Raw genomic sequence first — 19194 nt, 5'->3', positions numbered from 1 at the left:
GCTGCGACGATGCGACTGCCGGCCGGGCCTCGCGGCGACCGCGAGGCCCGGCCGGCTTAGCGTTTGGACGCCGTGGGTAGAGTATTGAAGTGTTGACGCCTGAGGACGTGCTCAACGAGCGATACCGGCTTGACGCCCCGATCGCCAGTGGTGGAATGGGCGAGGTGTGGCGGGCGACCGACATCAGCCTCGGCCGGACCGTCGCACTCAAGGTGATGCATGCCGGACGGCTTCCCGGATCCGACTTCGACGCCAGATTCCGTGCCGAGGCACGCACCATGGCCGCCCTTCACCACCCCAACGTCGTCAACATCTACGACTACGGGCGCAGCGCGATGGACGACGGCACCAGCGTGACCTATCTGGTGATGACCTATGTGGACGGCGAGTCGCTGCGCGACCGGCTGGCCGACGGCCCGCTGCCGGTCGCCGAGGCGATGAACCTGGTGGCCCAGGCCGCCGACGCGCTGCACGCCGCGCACAAGCACGGCATCGTGCACCGCGACGTCAAGCCCGCGAACCTTCTGGTCACCCCGGACGGCACCGTCATCCTGGTCGACTTCGGGGTGGCCCGATCCGACGCCGTCACCTCGGTGACCACCGCCAACGCCATCCTCGGCACCGCCCTGTATATGGCGCCCGAGCAGGCGTCCGGCCGGACGGTGTCGCCGGCCACCGACATCTACGCGCTCGGCGCCGTCGCGTTCCACTGCCTGGCCGGGAATCCGCCGTTCGTCGGGGAGACCGCCCTGGAAATCGCGCTGAAGCACGTGTCCGACGAGCCGCCGTCGCTGCCGGAGGAGGTTCCGCCGGCCGCGCGGGCCCTGGTCACTCGGGCCCTGACCAAGGATCCGGCCGACCGGTTCGCCAGTGCGGCCGCGTTCGCCGCCGCCGCCCGGTCGGCCGCGACAAAGCCCGATCTCGTGCCGGACGATGCCACCGCGGTCGTCACCCCCGGCCAGGCCACCAAGCTACGCAACGCCAGGGTGGGCAAGCCCGGGGCGGGCGGCAAGGCCGGTACGGGCGCCGCGGGCGGCGGGGCCGAGGCGGGCACGGTCCTCCAGCCGGTCGCCGGCTTCGGTGGGCCCACCACCGCGGGTTCCAGGCGCGGCCGCCGGATGGGGGTGCTGACCGGGGCGGGAGTCCTGGTGCTGGTGGCGGTGGCCGGCGTGGCCGTACTGCTGAACAAGGGCGAACCTCCGCCCGCGCCACCGGCACCGCAGCAGACCTTCTCTCCCGCGCCGTTCATCCCCGGCGCGATTTCGCTGTCCCCGACTCCCGAAGCGTCCCGGCACCGGGCGGCGCTCGGTCGAAGCTCCCCCACCCCGGCCGACAGTCCGACCTCCGCGCCCCCGTCGAAGTCGGTGCCGTCCAGGTCACCGTCGCCGACGCCGACCCCAACCGCGACGACCCCGTCCCTGCCGCCCGACGAGCCGTCGAGCGCGCCACCGTCCATTCCGGAGTCTCCGACGGACCAGCCCAGCGGGCCGCCAGACGGTGAGAACCAATAGACAATCTGTTCCCGATTGGGCCCAGAAGTGATCAGCATCTCCGACACCCCGGGGTGGCGGCCGTCACGAGATGCCGCACACTGGGCCCATGACGGGTTTCAGCCTTGGATTTGACGATGCCACGCTCCCGCTGAAGGTCAAAGATGCGACCGAGGGCCCGTCCGGAATCGACGTCACTGGTCTGCTCAATCAGACCGGACACGTAACGCTCGATACCGGCTTCGTCAACACCGCTTCTTGTACATCGGCAATTACCTATATTGATGGTGATGCCGGAATTCTCCGCTATCGCGGTTACCCCATCGAACAACTCGCGGAGAAGTCGTCGTTCCTTGAGGTCGCCTACCTGCTGATCTACGGGGAACTGCCCACCGCCACCGAACTGGCCGAATTCACCGACCGGATCAAGTGGCACACGTTGTTGCGCGAGGAGATGCGCCGGTTCTTCGACGGCTTCCCGCGCGACGCCCACCCCATGGCGGTGCTGTCCTCGGCGGTCAGCGCGCTCTCCACCTTCTACCAGGACAGCCTGGACCCGTTCGACCACGAACAGGTCGAAATCTCCACGGTCCGGCTGTTGGCCAAGCTGCCGACCATCGCCTCGTACGCGTTCAAGGGTTCGATCGGCCAGCCGTTCCTGTACCCGGACAACTCGCTCGGGTACGTCGAGAACTTCCTCCGCATGACGTTCGGCGTGCCGAGCATGCCGTACGAGCTGGACCCAATGCACGCCAGCGTCCTGGACATGCTGTTCGTCCTGCACGCCGACCACGAGCAGAACTGCTCAACCTCGGCGGTGCGGCTGGTCGGCTCGGCGCAGGCGAACATGTTCGCCTCGGTGTCGGCCGGGGTCAACGCCCTGTTCGGTCCGCTGCACGGCGGCGCCAACGAGGCGGTGCTGGACATGCTCCAGCGGATCCACCTGGCCGGCGACGACGCGGAGTCCTTCGTCCGGAAGGTCAAGAACAAGGAGGCCGGCACCCGCCTCATGGGCTTCGGCCACCGGGTCTACCGCAACTACGACCCGCGGGCCGCCATCGTGAAGAAGGCCGCGCAGGAGATCGTCAACGGCATGGCCAAGCCGGATCCGCTGCTGGACATCGCGCTGCGGTTGGAAGAGATCGCGCTGTCCGATGAGTACTTCATCGAGCGCAAGCTCTATCCGAACGTGGACTTCTACACCGGCCTCATCTACAAGGCCATGGGCTTCCCGACCCGCATGTTCACCGTGCTGTTCGCGATCGGCCGGCTGCCCGGCTGGATCGCGCAGTGGCGGGAGATGATGCAGGACCCGATGACCAAGATCGCCCGCCCCCGCCAGATCTACACCGGCGAGACCGAGCGCGCGTACACGCCGATGGAGCAGCGCGCCTGAGCACCGAACGACCAGATCCTCAGTAGCCAAACCGAAGCGGGCGCGACCGGAGCACCGGTCGCGCCCGCTTTATCGTCGGCGTCCTACTGCGCGGCGAGCACGTCCACGACGAAGCGCAGCGCGCCGGCCGGAGCCCCGTTGGTGGGGTTGTCGCCGTAGGCGAGGTTCGACGGGATGTCCAGTTGGACGCGGCTGCCGACCTTGACGCCCACCAGGCCCTGGTCCCATCCGGGGATCACGTTGCCCTGGCCGACGACGAAGGTGAACGCCTGCGAGTTCTTCCACGACGAGTCGAACTCGGAGCCGTCCTTGTCGGAGACCCCCACGTAGTTCACGGTGAGGTTCTGCCCGGACTTGACGGCGGCGCCCGTGCCCTGGATCAGGGTGGTGACGTCCAGCTTGGTGGGGGTGGTGGTGTCCGGCTTGACGGTCGGCTTCGTGCCCAACGCCGGGTCGGCGCCCGGCGGCAGCGACGCGAACGCCTCGGGGCTCGCGCTCGCGCTCACGGACGGGGTCGCCTTCGCGGCGCTGTCGTGCTTCTTTCCGCCGAACACCAGGACTCCGATGACGACCAGGGCGGCCACCACTATCACCGCGACGATGATGGTGACCAACTGCCGCCGCTGCCGACGCCTCGCGGCCTCGGCCTCGGCGGCGGCCTTGGCCGCCTTGGCGGCGAGCCGCTTCTCGTTCTTGGTCATCGGCTGCTTGCCGACCCTGCCGACCGGCCGGCCACCCGAGCCCGCCTTGCCCCGGGGATAACCGTCGCGAGGGTGATCCGACGCGGTCGGCTGACCCTTACCCAACGGCTGGACCGTCGGCGGTCTCCGCGCGGTCGTCGACCCCCGAGGCTGGCTGCTACGCACCCGGTCGCTCACTGGACATCGCTCCCTGCAGGAAAGTTCGGTGGGGCTTCAATGAGTGGCGTCCGCCGGGCCAAGGCCAGGCGGACCTAGCACAAGGTACCTGGTCGACCTCATAAAGTTGCCAATGCCGCCCGCGCGACTGCCGTTGTGGCCAGGTCCTCTCCCCGCACCGGCCGACGCCGCCGCCGCCCCGGACGTGGCATGCTGCTGGGCATGCCTGGGGTTGGCGGAGCACCGGTACGGGGTGCGCGATGACCGTAGTCTCGGTGATCAATTACAAGGGCGGCGTCGGGAAAACCACCATCGTGGCCAATATCGGGGCGGAACTCGCCTCGCGCGGCCGCCGGGTACTGCTGATCGACCTGGATCCCCAGGCCAGCCTGACGTTCTCCTTCTACCGGCCGCGATACTGGGAGGAGGAGCTGGCCGACGGCCGGACGATCCTGCAGTGGTTCGGCTCGGTGCTGGAGGACGACGCCGGGGACGACAGGGTGCGGACGCTGCACAGGTACGTGCTGACCCCGCAGATCGTCAATGACGTCATCGGCCGGCACGGCACCGGCCGCCTGGACCTCATCGCGTCGCACCTCGGGCTGATCGACGTCGATCTGGACTTCGCGGCCGACCTGGGGGGATCGCGCTTCCAGCACGGCAGCCCTCGCTATCTGAAGCTGCACCGGGCGCTCGCCGAGGCGCTGGAGCACGAGGCGTTCGACGAGTACGACGCCGTACTGGTGGACTGCGCGCCCAACTTCACCATGGTGACCCGTACCGGAATCGTGGCCAGCGAGCACATCCTGGTGCCGGCCCGGCCCGACTACCTCTCCACGCTGGGCATCGACTACCTTCGTCGCAAGCTGTCCGAGCTGGTGCGCGACTACAACCGGGTGGCCGGCTCGGAGGCCGCCTCGATCAACCCTACTATTCTGGGCGTCGTCTTCAATATGATCCAGTACAGTAGCTCCGGCCCGATCCTGGCCCAGCGCAACTATGTGGCTCAGCCGGGAACGATCGAGGTTCCCGTGTTCAACCAGACGCTCAGGGAAAACAAGACCCTCTTCGGCACCGCCGGATCGGACGGCATCCCGGCGGTCCTCGCGCCCGACGCGAACCCCAACGTCCAGTACGAACTGCAGCAGCTCACCAGCGAATTCGTCGCGAAGATCCGGATCTAGGGAGTACCCGTGACAACCGACCCGGCCGACCTCACCCATCTCGTCCTGCTCAAGGTGGCGGAGTTCATCCGCAGGCTCCCGGCCGACCAGCTGGCGGACCTCGCCGAGGGCAGCGCGAAGCTGGAACTGGTGCCGAAGGGTGGCCGGGTGGCGGCTCGCGGTGCGGGAACGAGCCGCGCGACGGCGGCGCCGACCGTGAGCGTGCAGCGGGTCCGGGAGTACCTGTCGGGGATCGGGGACCGCGCGTCCGGCATCCGGTACGTCGACGAGCTGAAGCTGACCGTGGCGCAGCTGCGGGCGCTGGCGAAGGAGTTGGGCATCGCGGTGCCGAGCAAGGCCGCCAAGGCTCAGGTGACCAGCACCATCGTGGAGTGGACGGTCGGCCACCGGCTGGACTCCGAGTCCATCAGCCGCCCGGCGCCGGCCCGGGGCTGACCCCGCCATCCGGCGCTCCAGCGGTCCAGGAGGCGAGAATGCCCAGGGCCTGGTGTGCGGGGGTGCCGGGCTCGGCGGTCAACACCATGAGGCGCTGCCCGCTGCCGTCGGGGCTGTCCCACACGTCGCAGTCGAGGGTGAGCTCGCCCATGATGGGGTGCCGGTAGCGCTTCGTGCCGGCGCTGCTGCTGGAGACCTGGTGGGAGGCCCACCAGGTGCGGAAATCAGGGTCCCGCGTCGATAGCTCACCGACCAGCACGGCGAGGTCGGGGTCTTCGGGGTCTCTGGCGGCCTCCATGCGCAGCGAGGCCACGCCGGTGCGGGCGGCGTTCTCCCAGTCGGTGTGCAGCGCTCGCATGGCGGGATCGGTGAAGAGCAGGCGAACGTAGTTGCGGCGGTTCGCGGGGATCCTCGAGAAGTCGGTGAACAGGGCGGCGGCGCTGGCGTTCCACGCGAGGATGTCCATGCGCCGTCCGAGCACCATGGCCGGGGTCTCGGTGAGCTGGTCGAGCAGGCGCCGCATGGCCGGCCGGAGCCGCTGGGGCGGACGGCGGCGCGGCCGGCCCGCCGTCTTACCGGCCAGCTCATAGAGGTACGCCTGCTGGTCCTCGTCCAACCGCAGTGCGCGGACCAGGGTGCCGAGCACCGAGGCAGACGCTTCGACCCGGCCCCGCTCGAGGCGGGTGTAGTAGTCGACGCTGATGGCCGCGAGCTGCGCCACCTCTTCCCGGCGCAGCCCCTCGACGCGCCGGAACGACCCGGTGTCGGGCAGACCGACCTCCCGTGGTGTCAGCTGGGCGCGCCGGGCCCGGAGGAAGTCTCCGAGACTCGGGGGAGGCGTGTTCACAGGTTCCATTCTCCGCAGCGGCGCCGGGGATGCGGGGGCAAATTCCTTCCCCCGAAGCCGGGTACCCCGGCAGGAATTCCCCCTTCACCCCGGGCCGGGACGGCGGCGACTCTTGGATTCGCCCCCGGCCACTCGCCGGGCGCAGCCGGCGGACACCTCCGCCGGGCGATATCACAGGGAGAAGACCCAGATGAAGACGAACGTCACGTTCGACAGCGCCGGCCTGGCTCTCGCCGGACACCTCTACACCCCCGACGGGCGGCACCCCGGTCCCCGGCCCGCGATCGTCGTCGGACACCCCGGAAGCGGCGTGAAGGAGCAGGCCGCCGGCCTCTACGCCGAACGGTTGTCCCGCGCCGGCTACGTCACACTCGCATTCGACGCCGCCTATCAGGGTCAGAGCGAGGGCGAGCCGCGCGGGCTCGAGGACCCGTCGCACCGCGTCGAGGACTTCAAGGCGGCGGTCTCGTTCCTGAGCACTCAGACCGCCGTCGATTCCGACCGGATCGGCGCGCTGGGCATCTGCGCGTCCGGCGGCTACGTCATCGCCGCCGCCGCGACCGACCACCGCATCAGGGCCGTCGCGACGGTGAGCGCCGCCGACATGGGTCGCCAGTTCCGCGAGGGCGCCGACGGCACCCAGGACCGGTCGGTCATCCAGGGCCTGCTCGACGCCGCCGCGGCGGCGCGTACCGCCGAGGCCCACGGCGAAGGCGTCGGGACCTTCCCGATTTTCCCGGCGACGGAGGAGCAGGCCCGCGCCGGCGGCCAGCACCTCTTCGAGGGATGGGAGTACTACTGCACCGATCGGGCGCGGCACGAGCGCTCGGCGAAGTCGTTCACCCTCAACAGCGTCGACCGCATCGCGTCATTCGACGCGTTCCAGTTCGTCGGGATGATCGCACCGCGTCCGCTGCTCATGATCGTCGGGACCGAGGCCGTCACCTCGTGGATGACGACGCACGCCATCGAGCACGCCGGGGAGCCCAAGGAGCAGTACTGGGTCGAGGGCGCCAGCCACGTCGCCCTCTACGACAAGGACGAGTTCGTCTCACCGGCGATCGCCAAGCTGGCCGGCTTCTTCCGCGCGAACCTGAGCGACGCCGTCTAGTCGGCCGGCGGGGTGAGCAGCTCCGCGAGCCGGTGCAGGATGCCGGGCCAGGCCTGCTCGGGTGCCGCGCCGCGGACCTGGCCCGCGAGGTGCTCGGCGAGGCGCCGGACGTCGCGCTCCCCGAACGCCGCTACGCCGTCCCGGGTGGTGGGGGCCGACGCGGGTACCGACAGCGGAAGCGGCTCGCCGACGCACACGATGTCGAGGTGGCGGGTGGCCCTGGTGAGCGCGACGTAGAGCATCCGGTGCCCGCGCTCGTCGCCGGCCACGATCTGCTCGGGCTCCACCACGATGACCGCGTCGAACTCCAGGCCCTTCGCCTCCCGTGGGCTCACCAGGTTGACCGCGGCGCCCAACTCGCCCCGGTCGGCGCTGCTCCACTCGACCCCGTTCTCAGCCAGTGCCGCCTCGGTCTCCCGCCGGCAGCGGGGCGGGCAGACGATACCGACGAACAGGCCGGCGGCCGAGTGCCGCATGGCCAGTGCGACCGTCCGGCCGGCCCGCTCGCTGAGGCCGACCCGGTGGATTCCCGGCTCCGCGGGACCGTCGCGTACCACCTCCGGCGGCCTGGCCCCCGGCGCCGCGACCGGCAGCAGCCGCGCCGCGTACCGGTACAGCTGGCGCGGCACCCGGTACCCGTAGCGCAGCTCGGCGACCGCGGTCGGAAGCCGATCGGGCAGGTGACGCGTCACCTCCGCCCAGTCGTCGCGGGCCCACGGCCCGGTCGACTGCGCGATGTCGCCCACCAGGGTCAGCGAACCCGTGGTGCTGCGACGCCCCACGCTGCGCAGCTGCATCGGCGACAGGTCCTGCGCCTCGTCCACCACCACGTGACCGTAACGGTCCTTCGGACCATTGATCAGATGGTCCAACTCATCCAGCAGCGGCAGGTCGGCCGCCGACCAGACCTCCTGGGACAGCCGATCCGCTCCCCGGCGTACCAGCGACGCGGTCTCCGCCTCGGTGAACTCGTCACCGGCGGCGGTGCGCAGCCGCTGCCGGGATCCGAACAGGTCGCGCAGGAACGCCGGGGCGGACTGCTGCGGCCACAGCCGCTCAGCGAGGTTGGCCAGTGCCGGGTCGCCGCCCGAATCCACGCCGGTACGCGCGAGGACGAGCGCGACCAGTCGGTCCCGCAGCAACTGACGGCGTTGCGTGTACGGTCCGATGGCCGCACGGCAGGCCGAGACCGCCTCGGCCACGTCGGCGCCCGGCAGGGTGACGAACCGTCCGCCGATCAGCAGCCGCTCGGCCGGTTCGGGCGCGCCGATCCGGGCGTCCAGGGCTCGGGCCAGCAGTCCCGCCATCCGCGCCTCGCCCTTGAGTCCGGCCAGCTCCTCCGGCTCGTTCCGTCCACGGTGGACGTCCGGTGCCAGCCGGCCGACATCAGCCATGCGCACCTGCGTGTCGCCGAGTTCGGGCAGCACCCGCCCGATGTAGCGGATGAATGTCGGGTGCGGCCCGACGACGAGGACGCTGTCGGCGTCGAGCCGGTCGGGGTGTTGGAACAGCAGCCAGGACACCCGGTGCAGGGCCACCGCGGTCTTTCCGGTACCGGGCCCGCCGTCGACGATGAGCACCTGGTCCAGCGGCGCGCGGATGAGGTCGTACTGGGCGGCCTGGATCGTCGCGACGATGTCACGCATCTGGCCGGTGCGCGCCCGGTCCAGCTCGCCGAGCAGGTAGTCGTCCACGGTCGCGGCTATCTCCGCGAAGACCACGTCGGTGAACGACTGGATGGTGTTGCCGGTGCACTCGAACACTCGCTTGCGGCGCACGCCGCGCGGGTCGGCGTGGCTCGCGGCGAAGTAGGGCGCCGCGGCGGTCGCCCGCCAGTTGACGACCAGCACCTCGGAGTCATCGTCCCTGATGAGGTGTGGGCCGACGTACAGCACCTCGCCGGACTCGCCGTCGATCCGGCCGTACGCCACCGCCTCGCCCGCCTGGCCGATCGCCTGGCGGGCCTGCTCGATGTGCTGCCTCATCGGCTTGGCGGCGCCCCGGTGCGCGGTCGCCAGGGCCAGGTCACCCAGCCCGGCGAGCTTGCGCTCGCGGAATCCGGCGGCGGCGTCGAAGTACGTCTGCTCCTCGGCGATCTCCGCGTCCCGGTCCCCGCCCGGCCCCTGGTCCACGCTCGTTTCCTGGTTCACGCCCGACCCCTGCATTCCCAACCGATCCCGATTGCGGCGTCCCTTCAACGGCTGCGTCAGGGTAGTAGCCGGGCGCCAGCGGCGGTGACCGGGGCGTCTCGACCCGTCCTATCTCGTGGCGGTCAGCGCGGCGATGAGCAGGGCACGGGGGTTTCCGGGTTCCCAGCCGGGGAGCGGGTCGATGGTGTCGGCGTGGACGAAGCCGCGCGCCTTCCTGAACGCGTAGGTGGCGGCGTAGGGCGGGTACCCCGCCGCCGGGTCCAGCGTCTTGACCTCGGCGATCCGCACACCGGCGTCGCGCAGCGCGTCGAGCACGTGTTCGATCAGCGCGGTACCGATGCCGTGGTCGCGGCGGCCGGCGGCTGCCGCGGCCCAGCGGATCTCCGCCGCCTCGCCGCGGCGCTCGACGACGGCGAACCCGGTCACCCGCCTCCGGGCTGTCCGCACACGCCCGTTACGGGGTTGCCGGGGCCGGTTGCGTCGGGGTGACGTGGTCCCGCAGCGGCCCGACCCGCAGCCCGCGCCGGGCACACTCCTCCAGCACCCACGGAAGCGCGCGCAGCGTCGACCGCCAGGCGCACGGTGCCTGGTCGCCGTCGGCGTCGTGCAACAGGATGGTGGCGCCGCCGTTGAGACCCGGCCGCAGCTTCGCCAGTATCGACTCCGGGGTGGCCTGCGGCTTCCAGTCCCGCCCCCAGCAGGTCCACAGCACCGGCGTCAGCTCCAACCGCGCGGCGGCCACCAGCGCCGGCGTGCTGAACAGGCCGTGCGGCGGCCGGAAGAACCGGGGCTCCTGCCCGGTCAGGTCCGCGATCAGCGACCGGGCCCGGGCGAGGTCGGCGTACGTGGCCGCGGGGCCGCGAAGCATCAGGATGCGGTGGCTCCACCCGTGCAGGGCCACCTCGTGACCGGCCTCGACAATGGCGCGGCTCAACGCCGGCGCGCGGGCGGCCATGCAGCCGAGCATGAAGAACGTGGCCTTCACACCCGACTCGTCCAGCGCCTCCAGGAACCTCGGCGTCGAGACGGGGTTCGGCCCGTCGTCAAAGGTCAGCGCTATCCGGCCACCGTCACCGACCCCGGTCACGCGCGCCGACAGTCGCGCCCGTACCCGGGGAATCGCCAGCACGCTCGGTGCCGCGTGGGCCACCACGAGCGCACCGATCGCCGCGCCCACCCGTGCCGCCACCGCGGCCGTACTCGGGGATCGCCGGCTCCGGCGCAGCGTCACGCGGCAGGCCCTTCGCCACCACCGCCTCGCCCGGCGAACTCACTCTGCCCGGCGAACCTGTTCGGTTCGGCGAACCCGCTGTGCTCGGCGAATCCGGCCTTCGCGAGATCCGCGACCACGGTCGCCGGATCGGATTCGAACAGGGCCAGCGCGGCCTGGCACTGCTGCAGGCCCACTCCCCCGTCGATCAACTCGGTCAGCGCCGGACCCAGCGCCTCACGGCTGTGGATCCAGTGGGTCACCCCGGCGAGAACCATGGCCTCCGCGTTCTGCGTACCGTGCCCCGGTATCGCGCGGTAGGTGGCCACCGGCACCCCGCACGCCATCGCCTCCAGGGCGGTCAGCCCACCCGCGTTCTCGACCAGCACATCGACCGCGTGCAGCATGCCGAGCATGTCGTCCACCCAACCGAACACGTGACCGACGCCCTGCTGGCACGCCGCCTGGTACATCTCGGCGTTGTCGCCGCACACCACCACCGGTACCGCGGCCCCGCTGCCGGCGACCTCGGCCGCCGTCGCCACCAGTTCGCCCACGCCCCACGAGCCGGCCACCAGCAGCGCGTACCGTCCGGACGCCGGCAGCCCGAGACGTTCCCGCGCCTCCCGCTTCGCCTCGGCCGATGCCGGGCGGAACAGCGGCGACACCAGCCGGCCGACCACCCTGGTGTCCCCGGCCCCCAGGTCGCGTGCCTGGACGCGGGTCACCTCATGCGCCGCGCAGTGCATGTCGACGCCCGGCGCCACCCAGATCGGGTGCACGCCGAAGTCGGTCAGGTACGTGATCGCCGGTACCGTGAGGCGCTTACTGCGGCGCAGCGGCCCGAGTATCTGTCCGCCGAGCGGAAAGGTGGAGACCACCGCCCGGGCATCGGGGGGCAGCCGGCGCAGCAACCGGCGCCGCATCGGGCGCAGCAGCGCCCGGGTGATGGGCGCCGCACCGTTGAAGGTGCAGGCGATCCGGAACAGCGAGTCGTACAGCCTCGGCCGCCTGGTGAGCATGCGGCGGTACATGGCGCGCAGGAACGGCCCCAGCCAACCGGGAAAGACCGAAATCAGGTCCATGCACTCGACCTGGAACCCGCGTTCCGACAGCCGGCCGGCCAGTTCCCGCGCCGCGCCGTCGTGCCCGGCACCGATGCTGGCCGAGATCACCTGGATGCGCGCGGGTCGTTCGTCCGCACGAGTCGCCAGTTGCTCCGATCGTTCCTTGTCGTCCGTTTTCGCGTCCTTTCCGTCTCGCCCACCGGTACCCGCCGGCACCCGACCGGCCATCGACTCGCCGGCGGCCGGCGGCCGGCTACCCGCTGGCCCGTCACCCGCCAGCCCCGCGCCCGCGCGCTCGGCCGTCGCGAACCCGGCGCCCGGGCCCGCCGACCCCGCGGCGGCTCGCTCGGTCGCCGAACGCCTGCGCGCCCCGCGTCGCTCCAACGGAAGCGGTCGGGCCTGCGGCGCCGCCCCGAGGTGCGCGGCTCCCAGGGCCGCCTGCCACTGACTGCGTACGATCCCCGACAGGTCGTGGCTGGGCCGCCAGCCCAGTTCCCGGCCGATCTTCTCGATGGACGCGACCACCCGCACCGGGTCGCCACCGCGCCGGGGCCGGGCCTCCTCCTCGAAACGGACCCCGGTGACCTCCCGGATCTGGTCAAACACCTGCCCGACCGAGTAGCCGATGCCGCAGCCGACGTTGTAGACCCCGCCCTCGTGCCCGGCGTCCAGCGCATCGGCGGCAACCACGTGCGCCGAGGCGACGTCCAGCACGTGGACGAAGTCCCGGATGCAGGAACCGTCGGGTGTCGGGTAGTCACGGCCGTACACGACCGGTTGCGCCCCTCGTGCGACCGAATCGACCGCGCGCCCGACCAGCCCGATGTCCGACGGTCGAGGGCGACCGATCATCGACGCTCCGGCCACGTTGAAGTACCGCAGAACCAGCGGCCGGAGTCCGTGCACCCGGGCCGCCTCCATCATGATCCATTCACAGACCAGCTTGGTGGCACCGTACGGGTTGAGCGGCTGCAGCTCCGCGTCCTCGCCGACCACGTCGCACTCGGGGTTGCCGTAGACCGCGGCGCTCGACGAGAACACGATCTTCTCGATGCCCGCCTCGGCCATGGCCTCGATCAGTGCCTGGGTCCCGCCCACGTTCTGCTGGTAGTAGGTCAGCGGCCGGGCCAGCGATTCCACCACCGACTTGCGACCGGCCAGGTGGATGACGCCGGTGACGTCATACTCCGCCAGGGCGTGCCGAACCGCCGCGCTGTCTCCCACGGACGCCCGCACCAGCGGTACCTCCGGCGGTACCGTGCCGAGGTCGCCGGAGGACAGGTCGTCCAGTACGACGACCGGGCGGCCACTGTTCAGCAGCGCGCGCACCACCGGGGCGCCGATATATCCTGCCCCGCCCGTTACCAACCAGGCCACGAAGGTCCGTTACCCCGATTGCTCGGTTTAACCCTCGCCGCGCGGCGACCTGACACGTGTGTCCGGTTCCCCGGCCCCGTTCCCCGCGTGGGCGTGACCCCCCCGTTCGGGTGAACGCCCCGCCACCCAGTGACCGGCGCGGATGTATCGAATCGGTGCGCGGCACCGGTGCCGGCGAGGTAAAGGCGCCCGCTAAATGGATTGCTCGCAAGGATCGGCGACCGTACCGTTGTCTTCAGCAACGACGAACGAACAACCACGAACGAACGAACAACCACGAACGAACGAACAAGGAGATCCGAGATGTACCGGCAAGCCTCAGTGAGCCTGCGACAGCTGATGTCGCGGAGCGAGGCGAGCCTGCGGGCGCGTGGGCTGCTGCGTCACGCGCCACTGACACAGAAGTGGGTCATCCGGCCGGACCGGCGGCGCTACTGACGCGAATCCATCGCGTTCACGCCGCCCTCCCCAGCCGGGACGGGCGGCTTTTTCGTTTGTCGCTTCCTCACGAGCGGGTTAGGTGCAACAGGCAGCACGCCGGATTCCAAACCCGGAGGTAGCAGGTTCGAGTCCTGCAACCCGTGCGCGCCCCGGCATGCCGGTGGCATCGAGCGTTGACAACTCCACAGTGGATGGCATTTCTGCGGGTTCGACTCCCGCAGTTTCAGGCGGGTTCGGCTAGCGGTCAGGCCGCCGCGTTCTCAGCGCGGAGACAGGGGTTCGACTCCCCTACTCGCTACCACCTGGCGCAACACAGTGGCCGCCTGCGGCGGCCACGATCAGCGCGAGGGCGACCGGACGCCGGCCGAGGCACGGATGCCGCCGCGGACCACCCCGCGGGCTCCGCGCCGGGCCGCCCTCGCCACGCGCTGATGATGGTCGGCGGGACCGCGGCCCGCCGACCCCCTCCCGAGTCGGCTAACCGGCAGGCCGCCGCGCTCTGAACGCGGTAGTCGAGGTTCGAATCCTCGCCCGGGATCCAGGCCCTCGTAGCCAATCCGGTTCGATACCGAGATTATCCACAAGGGACGATCAACCCTTTTCATCATGCCCGGCTGGCCCAATCTTGGCAGAGGCGCCCGGTTCAGCGCCGGGAGGTTCAGGGTTCGAATCCCTGGCCGGGTACGCACATTCTCGGGATGCTCGCCCGCGCCACACCCTGGCTCGGCCGTGCTCCCCGCGGGGGGTTCGACTTCCTCGCCGTTCGCCATCCCGTCGTGGCCCAGCGGTTAGGGCACTGTCCTGATAAGGCAGCGATCGGTGGTTCGAATCCACCCGGCGGGACCTTGCCCCGGTAGCTCAGTGGATAGAGCAGCGGTTTACGAAGCCGCGAGTCACAGGTTCGAATCCTGTTCGGGGTACGCGATCGGGACGTGGCGTGGCAGCGCGCCACGCACGGATCCACCGACGCCCGCCAGGGCGTGGGTACGGGTCCGAGTTCCCGGCAGGAGATCAGGTGCCGCTAGCTCAACGGTAGAGCTGCTGACTCTTAATCAGCGGGTTCGGGGTTCGAGTCCCCGGCGGCGCACCGCGGGTGTGGTGGAGTGGAACCATACGAGACTCATTATCTCGGGACGCCGTTCGAGTCGGACACCCGCAACCAGGTCCGTGGCGCGGCAAAAGCGTCACGTCTACTGACTGTCGGCCGGTGTTCGAGGCCGGCCCGCAGCCGATTCCGCACGTTCGGCTATGGATGGACCCAGCGACTCCACCGTGGAGAAACCGGTTCGAGTCCCATACGCGCGACCATTCCCACGTCGCCCAGTCGGCAGGGCAGCGGATTGTTAATCCGTACGGCGCTGGTTCGAGCCCAGCCGTGGGAGCGGAAACAGATATCCCGCCGGGTGACTCAGCGATGGCGCGTCACCCCCTACAGATTGTCGAGAACTCAATTCCCCGCGATCACCCTTCTCGCGCGTCGTGGTCGGCCGGCCGCCCGGCGGTCCGTGACACGCTCGTCCTGCCCTCGTGGCGCAGTGGATAGCGCGCGACGTTCCGAGCGTCGAGGCCGGAGGTTCGACTCCTCCCGGGGGCACGCACGACCCGGCAGCGCTCCTGGCGCAGCGACTCGCGCGCAAAGTGAGTGATTTTCGGGATTCGATTCCCCCGCCGGATTTCCAGCCATCCACTGTGGAGTCGGGACCAGTCGCCCGCATCGAGTATGCCGTGATCGTCCGGATATCTCGCTCAGTTGCCTATGCCGAACGGTTCCATAATTGCCCATCGATATGGCACTCTCTCATCATGTCGTTCGGCCGTTTCCCCTGAAAGACAACTGAAGGAAAGACCGCGCCATGAAAGATTCCACGGCGAAAAATGCGCCAGGCTCATCGGCGACGAAAAGTTTCATAGCGAAAGCTCCGCTCTCGGAAAGGGCGTGACTCGCAACCCCGTTCAGCGGATGAACGGCGTGCGTGAATACCGCGAGAGGTAAGGCAGCGGATGCGTACCAGCGTCGAAGGAGGCCACGTGTCGTCCCGGTTGACCGCCGGCTACACGGCCCTGATGGCTCTGCTCGGAGCAAGTGTGTTCGCCGCGCCCGGTCTCGGCGCCCTCAGCTGGGCGGCGATCGGGCTGTGCAGCGCGGCCGCCGTGGTCGTGGGCGTCAGGCGCTTTGCCCCGTCGCGGCCCCTGCCCTGGTGGGTGCTTGCCGCCGCGATCCTCGCCATGGGGGCCGGAGACACCATCTACGGCGCGGAGGCCGCCGGCTGGCTGCACGCCCCGGCCCTCGCGGACATCTGCTACCTGGCGATGTTTCCGCTGATGACCACCGGCCTGATTCAGATGGCGCGGTCCAGCGCGGTGCTTGTCGACTGGTCCCGGATGCTCGACCTGCTGACCTTCACCTGCGCCGCCGCGCTGCTGTCCTGGATGTGGCTCGTCACCCCCGGGCTGGGCGCCGACAACCTCGGCCACGCCGCGAAGTCGGTGACGGCTGCGTACGCCCTGGGCGATCTGCTGATCCTGGTGACCACGGTGGGGTTGGCGGTCGCCGCCGGGCGGAACGCGTCGATGACCCTGCTGGCCCTGGGTGCCATCGCACTGTTGGCGGCGGACGTCTGGTACGCCCTGGCCACGCTGGGCGGTGGCTGGCATCCCGGTGGCCCCGCGGAGTCGCCCTACCTGCTGCTCTACTACTGCTGGGGCGCGGCGGCGCTGCGGCCGTCGATGGTGCGGCTCACCCAGCCGGTACCGGCCCGCTCCCCGCAGCTGCCGATCCGCTCGGCCGCGCTGCTGGGCCTGTCGTTGTCGACTCCGCCGGCGGTGCTGCTGGTGGAGGCGAGCGCCGGGCAGGTGCGTGACGGCGTCATCATCGGGGCCGCCTGGATGCTGATGTCCGCGCTCGTCATCACCAGGCTGGCCATGGCGTTGAGCCGGCACCGCCAGACCGTCGACCGGCAGCAGCAGCTGCGCCGGGGCTGCGGCACGCTGGTCGCGGCGAGCGACATCGCGAAGGTGGACGACGCGCTGCGCGCGGCCGTCGGCGACCTCATGCCCGCCGGGCTGGCACACACCGTGTTACTCGCCGTGCAGGACCCGCGCTCGCCGGGGGATCCGGATCCGATCGCCAAACTCATCAAGCGGTACCCGCTGCCGCACGCCGACCAGGGGCGCACCCGCCTGGTGAATACCCGCATGCTGCACCCGGAACTGGGCGACCGCCTGGACTGGCACCCCGCAACGCTGGTCTGCCGCCTCGCCGTCGACCATCGCGACCAGGACGACCCCGAACTGGGCGCCCTGCTGGTCGCGGGTGACGGCGTCGCGCTGGCCGCTATCCAGGACGCGGTCGAGGTGCTCGCCGCGCAGGCCTCGCTGGCGCTGGAGCGCATCGCGCTGACCGACGCCATCAACCGCCGCTCCAACGAGGAGTATCTGCGGGCGGCCACCCGCAACAGCATCGACGCGGTGATCATCGTGGACGGCGATCGGTGCGTCCGCTACACGAGCCCGGCCCTGGCCGACATCATCGGCTCCGACGTGCCGATCCTCACGGCGCTGCGCGACATCGTGCACCCCGACGACCACGAGCAGATCGAGCGCACGCTGCGGGCGGCGCACCGGACGCCCCAGCCCGACGGGGCGCGCGCCTGGTGGCACCTGCCCCGCCCGAACGGCGGCGTGATGACGGTCGAGGTGAGCTGCCGCGACCTGCGCCACGACCGGAGGGTGCGGGGCTACGTGATCACTATGCGGGACCTGGCCGAACAGGAGGCCATGCAGCGCGAGTCCATCCGCCGCGCGCTGAGCGCCCTGCCCGCCGCGCAGAACCGGGAGCGCTCGCACCGCCGGTTCGGCTGAGCGCGTGGCCCCCGACTGTCCACGTCCCGCCTGTCCGGATACCGCCTGTCCGGATACGGAAGCCGCATCCGGAATCCGCGTGCTGGGCGACGAACCACCCGAAACCACCGCGCCCGACGGACCCGACTCCCCGCGCTGGTCAGCGACTCGACTAACGTGATCGACATGGCGACAACCGGCCCGTCCAGCATCATGATGCCGGTGGATCTGGGCACCGCGGAGTTCGTACCCGACCCACGGCGCCCGCGCGCCTGGACCCTCCTCATCGACGGCGTCGCTCAGTCCTATGTGGACCTGGATCGGCCGACCCACCTGGAGTTCGAGTACGCCCGGCGGGTTGCCGCTGTTGTCGACGTGGTGACACGGCGGGCCGAGGCGATCCGGGCGCTGCACCTGGGCGGTGGGGGGCTGACCCTGCCCCGTTACGTGGCCGCCACCCGGCCCGGCTCGGCGCAGCGGGTGGTCGAGCGGGACGCGACGCTCAGCGAGGCGGTGGGCCGGATCCTGCCGCTGCCGGGCGACGCGCGGATCGAGGTACTCATCGGGGACGCCCGTGAGGAGGCCACCCGCCCCGACCCGGTCGGTGAGGATCGCGGACGCTTCGATCTGGTGGTCGCCGACGTGTATCAGGCCGCCCAGATGCCGGCTCAGGTGGCGACCGTGGAGTTCGCCGAGGGAGTACGCGGACTGCTGGCCGACACCGGGCTGTACGTGCTGAACGTCACCGACCTGCCCGGCCTGACCCTGTCCCGCGTCCAGGCGGCCACCCTGCGCGGCGTGTTCGCCGACGTGGCCGTGATCGGTCAGCCCGGCATGCTGCGCGGGCGCCGGTTCGGCAACGTGGTGCTGGCCGCCTCGCCGAGGCCCGGAGGACTGCCGGTATCCCGGCTGACCGCCGCCCTCCGTGACGCGGAGGGCGGCGGCGCGAGACTGGTACACGCGGCCGAACTGGACGACTTCGTCGCTGGGGCCCGCCCGTTCACCGACTCGGCGGCCGGCGTGCGGCTGCGGCCCACGTGGCGGGACTGAATCAGCCGAACACCCTGGCCAGCCACGCCTGCCAGGTGCGGCCGGCCTCCGCCGCGTCCACGCCCGGCGCGAACAATTGGTGCATCGCCAGCATCGGACCCTGGAAGCCGCGCACCATCCGGTACATCGCGTCGTTCGTGCGCACGCAGGCGACGTGGTCGTTGACGAAGTACGCGACGCCCTCCACCGCCTGCGCCCCGTCCGGGCTCAGCCGCACCCGGTCGCCCTCGCGCACCGGCCGGTCGAGGCCGAACGCGGCGCCCAGCGCCGCCCACGCACGATCCCAGTCGGTGATCGGTGGCCCGAACGCGAGGACCGGGGTCGCGGTGCGGTTCGCGAAGTGGTTCACATACTCGACGAGGGTGCGGAAGACCATCGCGCCGCCCTTGGTCATCGCCTCGAACTCGTCCGCCCAGTCGTCGCCGGGCAGGAACCCGCTGGTCACCACGCGAATCGAGGCTCCGCCCCCAGCCCGCGCCTCAACGAGGAAGTCGTAGGCCAAGAACCGCCCGTCCGGCTCCGGCGGGGCACCGTAGGCGAACCGCTTCCCGGGCTCCTCGGCGAAGATGGGCGCCACCGGCGTGTACTGACCGAAGACGGTACGCACCTCGCCACCGGCCACCTCGTTGTGCCCCATGTACCAGGAGTCGATCCCCGGACCGGTGGCGATGGCCTGCCACACCTCGTCAACCGTGGCGTCCACATCCGCGTCGAGGGACACCTCGAACTCGTGCCCCAT

General features: G+C 70.7%; 14 protein-coding genes and 9 tRNA genes. 16 read left to right on the top strand and 7 right to left on the bottom strand.

The window, feature by feature from the left end; all coding sequences use genetic code 11:
* Positions 1-89: 89 nt before the first annotated feature.
* Positions 90-1511 carry a serine/threonine-protein kinase gene (locus ABEA87_RS19290; protein ID WP_345631367.1) on the top strand — a complete coding sequence of 474 codons (1422 nt, stop codon included), beginning with the start codon at positions 90-92 and terminating at the stop codon, positions 1509-1511.
* 88 nt (positions 1512-1599) lie between these two features.
* On the top strand, positions 1600-2886 hold the full coding sequence (locus ABEA87_RS19285) for a citrate synthase (RefSeq protein ID WP_345631366.1): 1287 nt from the start codon (positions 1600-1602) through the stop codon (positions 2884-2886).
* Between the two features lie 83 nt (positions 2887-2969).
* Here the strand turns inward: ABEA87_RS19285 and ABEA87_RS19280 are convergent, their stop codons facing one another.
* Positions 2970-3587, bottom strand: coding sequence for an FKBP-type peptidyl-prolyl cis-trans isomerase (locus tag ABEA87_RS19280; RefSeq protein WP_345631365.1), 618 nt, complete (start codon positions 3585-3587; stop codon positions 2970-2972).
* Between the two features lie 416 nt (positions 3588-4003).
* Between ABEA87_RS19280 and ABEA87_RS19275 the strand changes: the two genes are divergently transcribed.
* The gene (locus ABEA87_RS19275) at positions 4004-4927 is read left to right on the top strand and encodes a ParA family protein (RefSeq protein WP_345631363.1); all 924 of its coding nucleotides are present in this window, start codon (positions 4004-4006) and stop codon (positions 4925-4927) included.
* A 9-nt stretch (positions 4928-4936) separates the two neighbouring features.
* The gene (locus tag ABEA87_RS19270; RefSeq protein WP_345631361.1) at positions 4937-5362 is read left to right on the top strand and encodes a hypothetical protein; all 426 of its coding nucleotides are present in this window, start codon (positions 4937-4939) and stop codon (positions 5360-5362) included.
* Here the strand turns inward: ABEA87_RS19270 and ABEA87_RS19265 are convergent.
* Positions 5334-6209, bottom strand: a complete 876-nt coding sequence (locus tag ABEA87_RS19265; protein ID WP_345631359.1) for a helix-turn-helix domain-containing protein — start codon at positions 6207-6209, stop codon at positions 5334-5336. The two genes, ABEA87_RS19270 and ABEA87_RS19265, sit on opposite strands and share 29 nt — an antisense overlap.
* A gap of 190 nt (positions 6210-6399) precedes the next feature.
* Here ABEA87_RS19265 and ABEA87_RS19260 point away from each other — a divergent pair, with 190 nt between their 5' ends.
* The gene (locus ABEA87_RS19260; protein ID WP_345631357.1) at positions 6400-7320 is read left to right on the top strand and encodes an alpha/beta hydrolase; all 921 of its coding nucleotides are present in this window, start codon (positions 6400-6402) and stop codon (positions 7318-7320) included.
* Here the strand turns inward: ABEA87_RS19260 and ABEA87_RS19255 are convergent.
* From ABEA87_RS19255 to galE, 4 genes are all read right to left on the bottom strand, one after another.
* The gene (locus tag ABEA87_RS19255; protein ID WP_345631355.1) at positions 7317-9470 is read right to left on the bottom strand and encodes a HelD family protein; all 2154 of its coding nucleotides are present in this window, start codon (positions 9468-9470) and stop codon (positions 7317-7319) included. The genes ABEA87_RS19260 and ABEA87_RS19255 overlap by 4 nt on opposite strands.
* 108 nt (positions 9471-9578) lie before the next feature.
* Positions 9579-9896 carry a GNAT family N-acetyltransferase gene (locus ABEA87_RS19250; protein WP_345631353.1) on the bottom strand — a complete coding sequence of 106 codons (318 nt, stop codon included), beginning with the start codon at positions 9894-9896 and terminating at the stop codon, positions 9579-9581.
* A 28-nt stretch (positions 9897-9924) separates the two neighbouring features.
* Positions 9925-10701 carry a polysaccharide deacetylase family protein gene (locus ABEA87_RS19245; RefSeq protein ID WP_345631352.1) on the bottom strand — a complete coding sequence of 259 codons (777 nt, stop codon included), beginning with the start codon at positions 10699-10701 and terminating at the stop codon, positions 9925-9927.
* Positions 10698-13124, bottom strand: a complete 2427-nt coding sequence (galE, locus tag ABEA87_RS19240; RefSeq protein ID WP_345631350.1) for a UDP-glucose 4-epimerase GalE — start codon at positions 13122-13124, stop codon at positions 10698-10700. Before galE ends, ABEA87_RS19245 begins: the two co-directional genes overlap by 4 nt.
* Before the next feature lie 511 nt (positions 13125-13635).
* Here galE and ABEA87_RS19235 point away from each other — a divergent pair.
* From ABEA87_RS19235 to ABEA87_RS19180, 11 genes are all read left to right on the top strand, one after another.
* Positions 13636-13708: transfer RNA gene (locus ABEA87_RS19235), tRNA-Trp, on the top strand.
* Positions 13709-13791: 83 nt separating this feature from the next.
* Positions 13792-13866: transfer RNA gene (locus ABEA87_RS19230), tRNA-Glu, on the top strand.
* A gap of 165 nt (positions 13867-14031) precedes the next feature.
* Positions 14032-14106 (top strand) — tRNA-Gln (locus tag ABEA87_RS19220).
* A gap of 67 nt (positions 14107-14173) precedes the next feature.
* A tRNA-Leu gene (locus ABEA87_RS19215) sits at positions 14174-14249 on the top strand.
* 86 nt (positions 14250-14335) lie between these two features.
* Positions 14336-14408: transfer RNA gene (locus ABEA87_RS19210), tRNA-Ile, on the top strand.
* 4 nt (positions 14409-14412) lie between these two features.
* A tRNA-Arg gene (locus ABEA87_RS19205) sits at positions 14413-14485 on the top strand.
* A 95-nt stretch (positions 14486-14580) separates the two neighbouring features.
* Positions 14581-14652, top strand: a tRNA-Lys gene (locus ABEA87_RS19200).
* 222 nt (positions 14653-14874) lie between these two features.
* Positions 14875-14947 (top strand) — tRNA-Asn (locus ABEA87_RS19195).
* Positions 14948-15086: 139 nt separating this feature from the next.
* A tRNA-Arg gene (locus ABEA87_RS19190) sits at positions 15087-15159 on the top strand.
* Between the two features lie 434 nt (positions 15160-15593).
* A complete protein-coding gene (locus tag ABEA87_RS19185) occupies positions 15594-17426 on the top strand; it encodes a PAS domain S-box protein (protein WP_345631349.1) in 1833 nt (610 codons plus the stop codon).
* Between the two features lie 165 nt (positions 17427-17591).
* Positions 17592-18455: a spermidine synthase gene (locus tag ABEA87_RS19180; protein ID WP_345631347.1), complete on the top strand. Its 864-nt coding sequence runs from the start codon at positions 17592-17594 to the stop codon at positions 18453-18455.
* A 1-nt stretch (position 18456) separates the two neighbouring features.
* On the opposite strand, the gene ABEA87_RS19175 is transcribed toward ABEA87_RS19180, so the two are convergent.
* A complete protein-coding gene (locus ABEA87_RS19175) occupies positions 18457-19194 on the bottom strand; it encodes an SRPBCC family protein (protein WP_345631346.1) in 738 nt (245 codons plus the stop codon).

Origin of the sequence: Rugosimonospora acidiphila, from assembly GCF_039543385.1 — a bacterium.
In the GTDB taxonomy this organism is placed as follows: domain Bacteria; phylum Actinomycetota; class Actinomycetes; order Mycobacteriales; family Micromonosporaceae; genus Rugosimonospora; species Rugosimonospora acidiphila.
The sequence above is the reverse complement of the archived record's forward strand: the minus strand, read 5'-3'. Positions and strand labels throughout refer to the sequence as shown.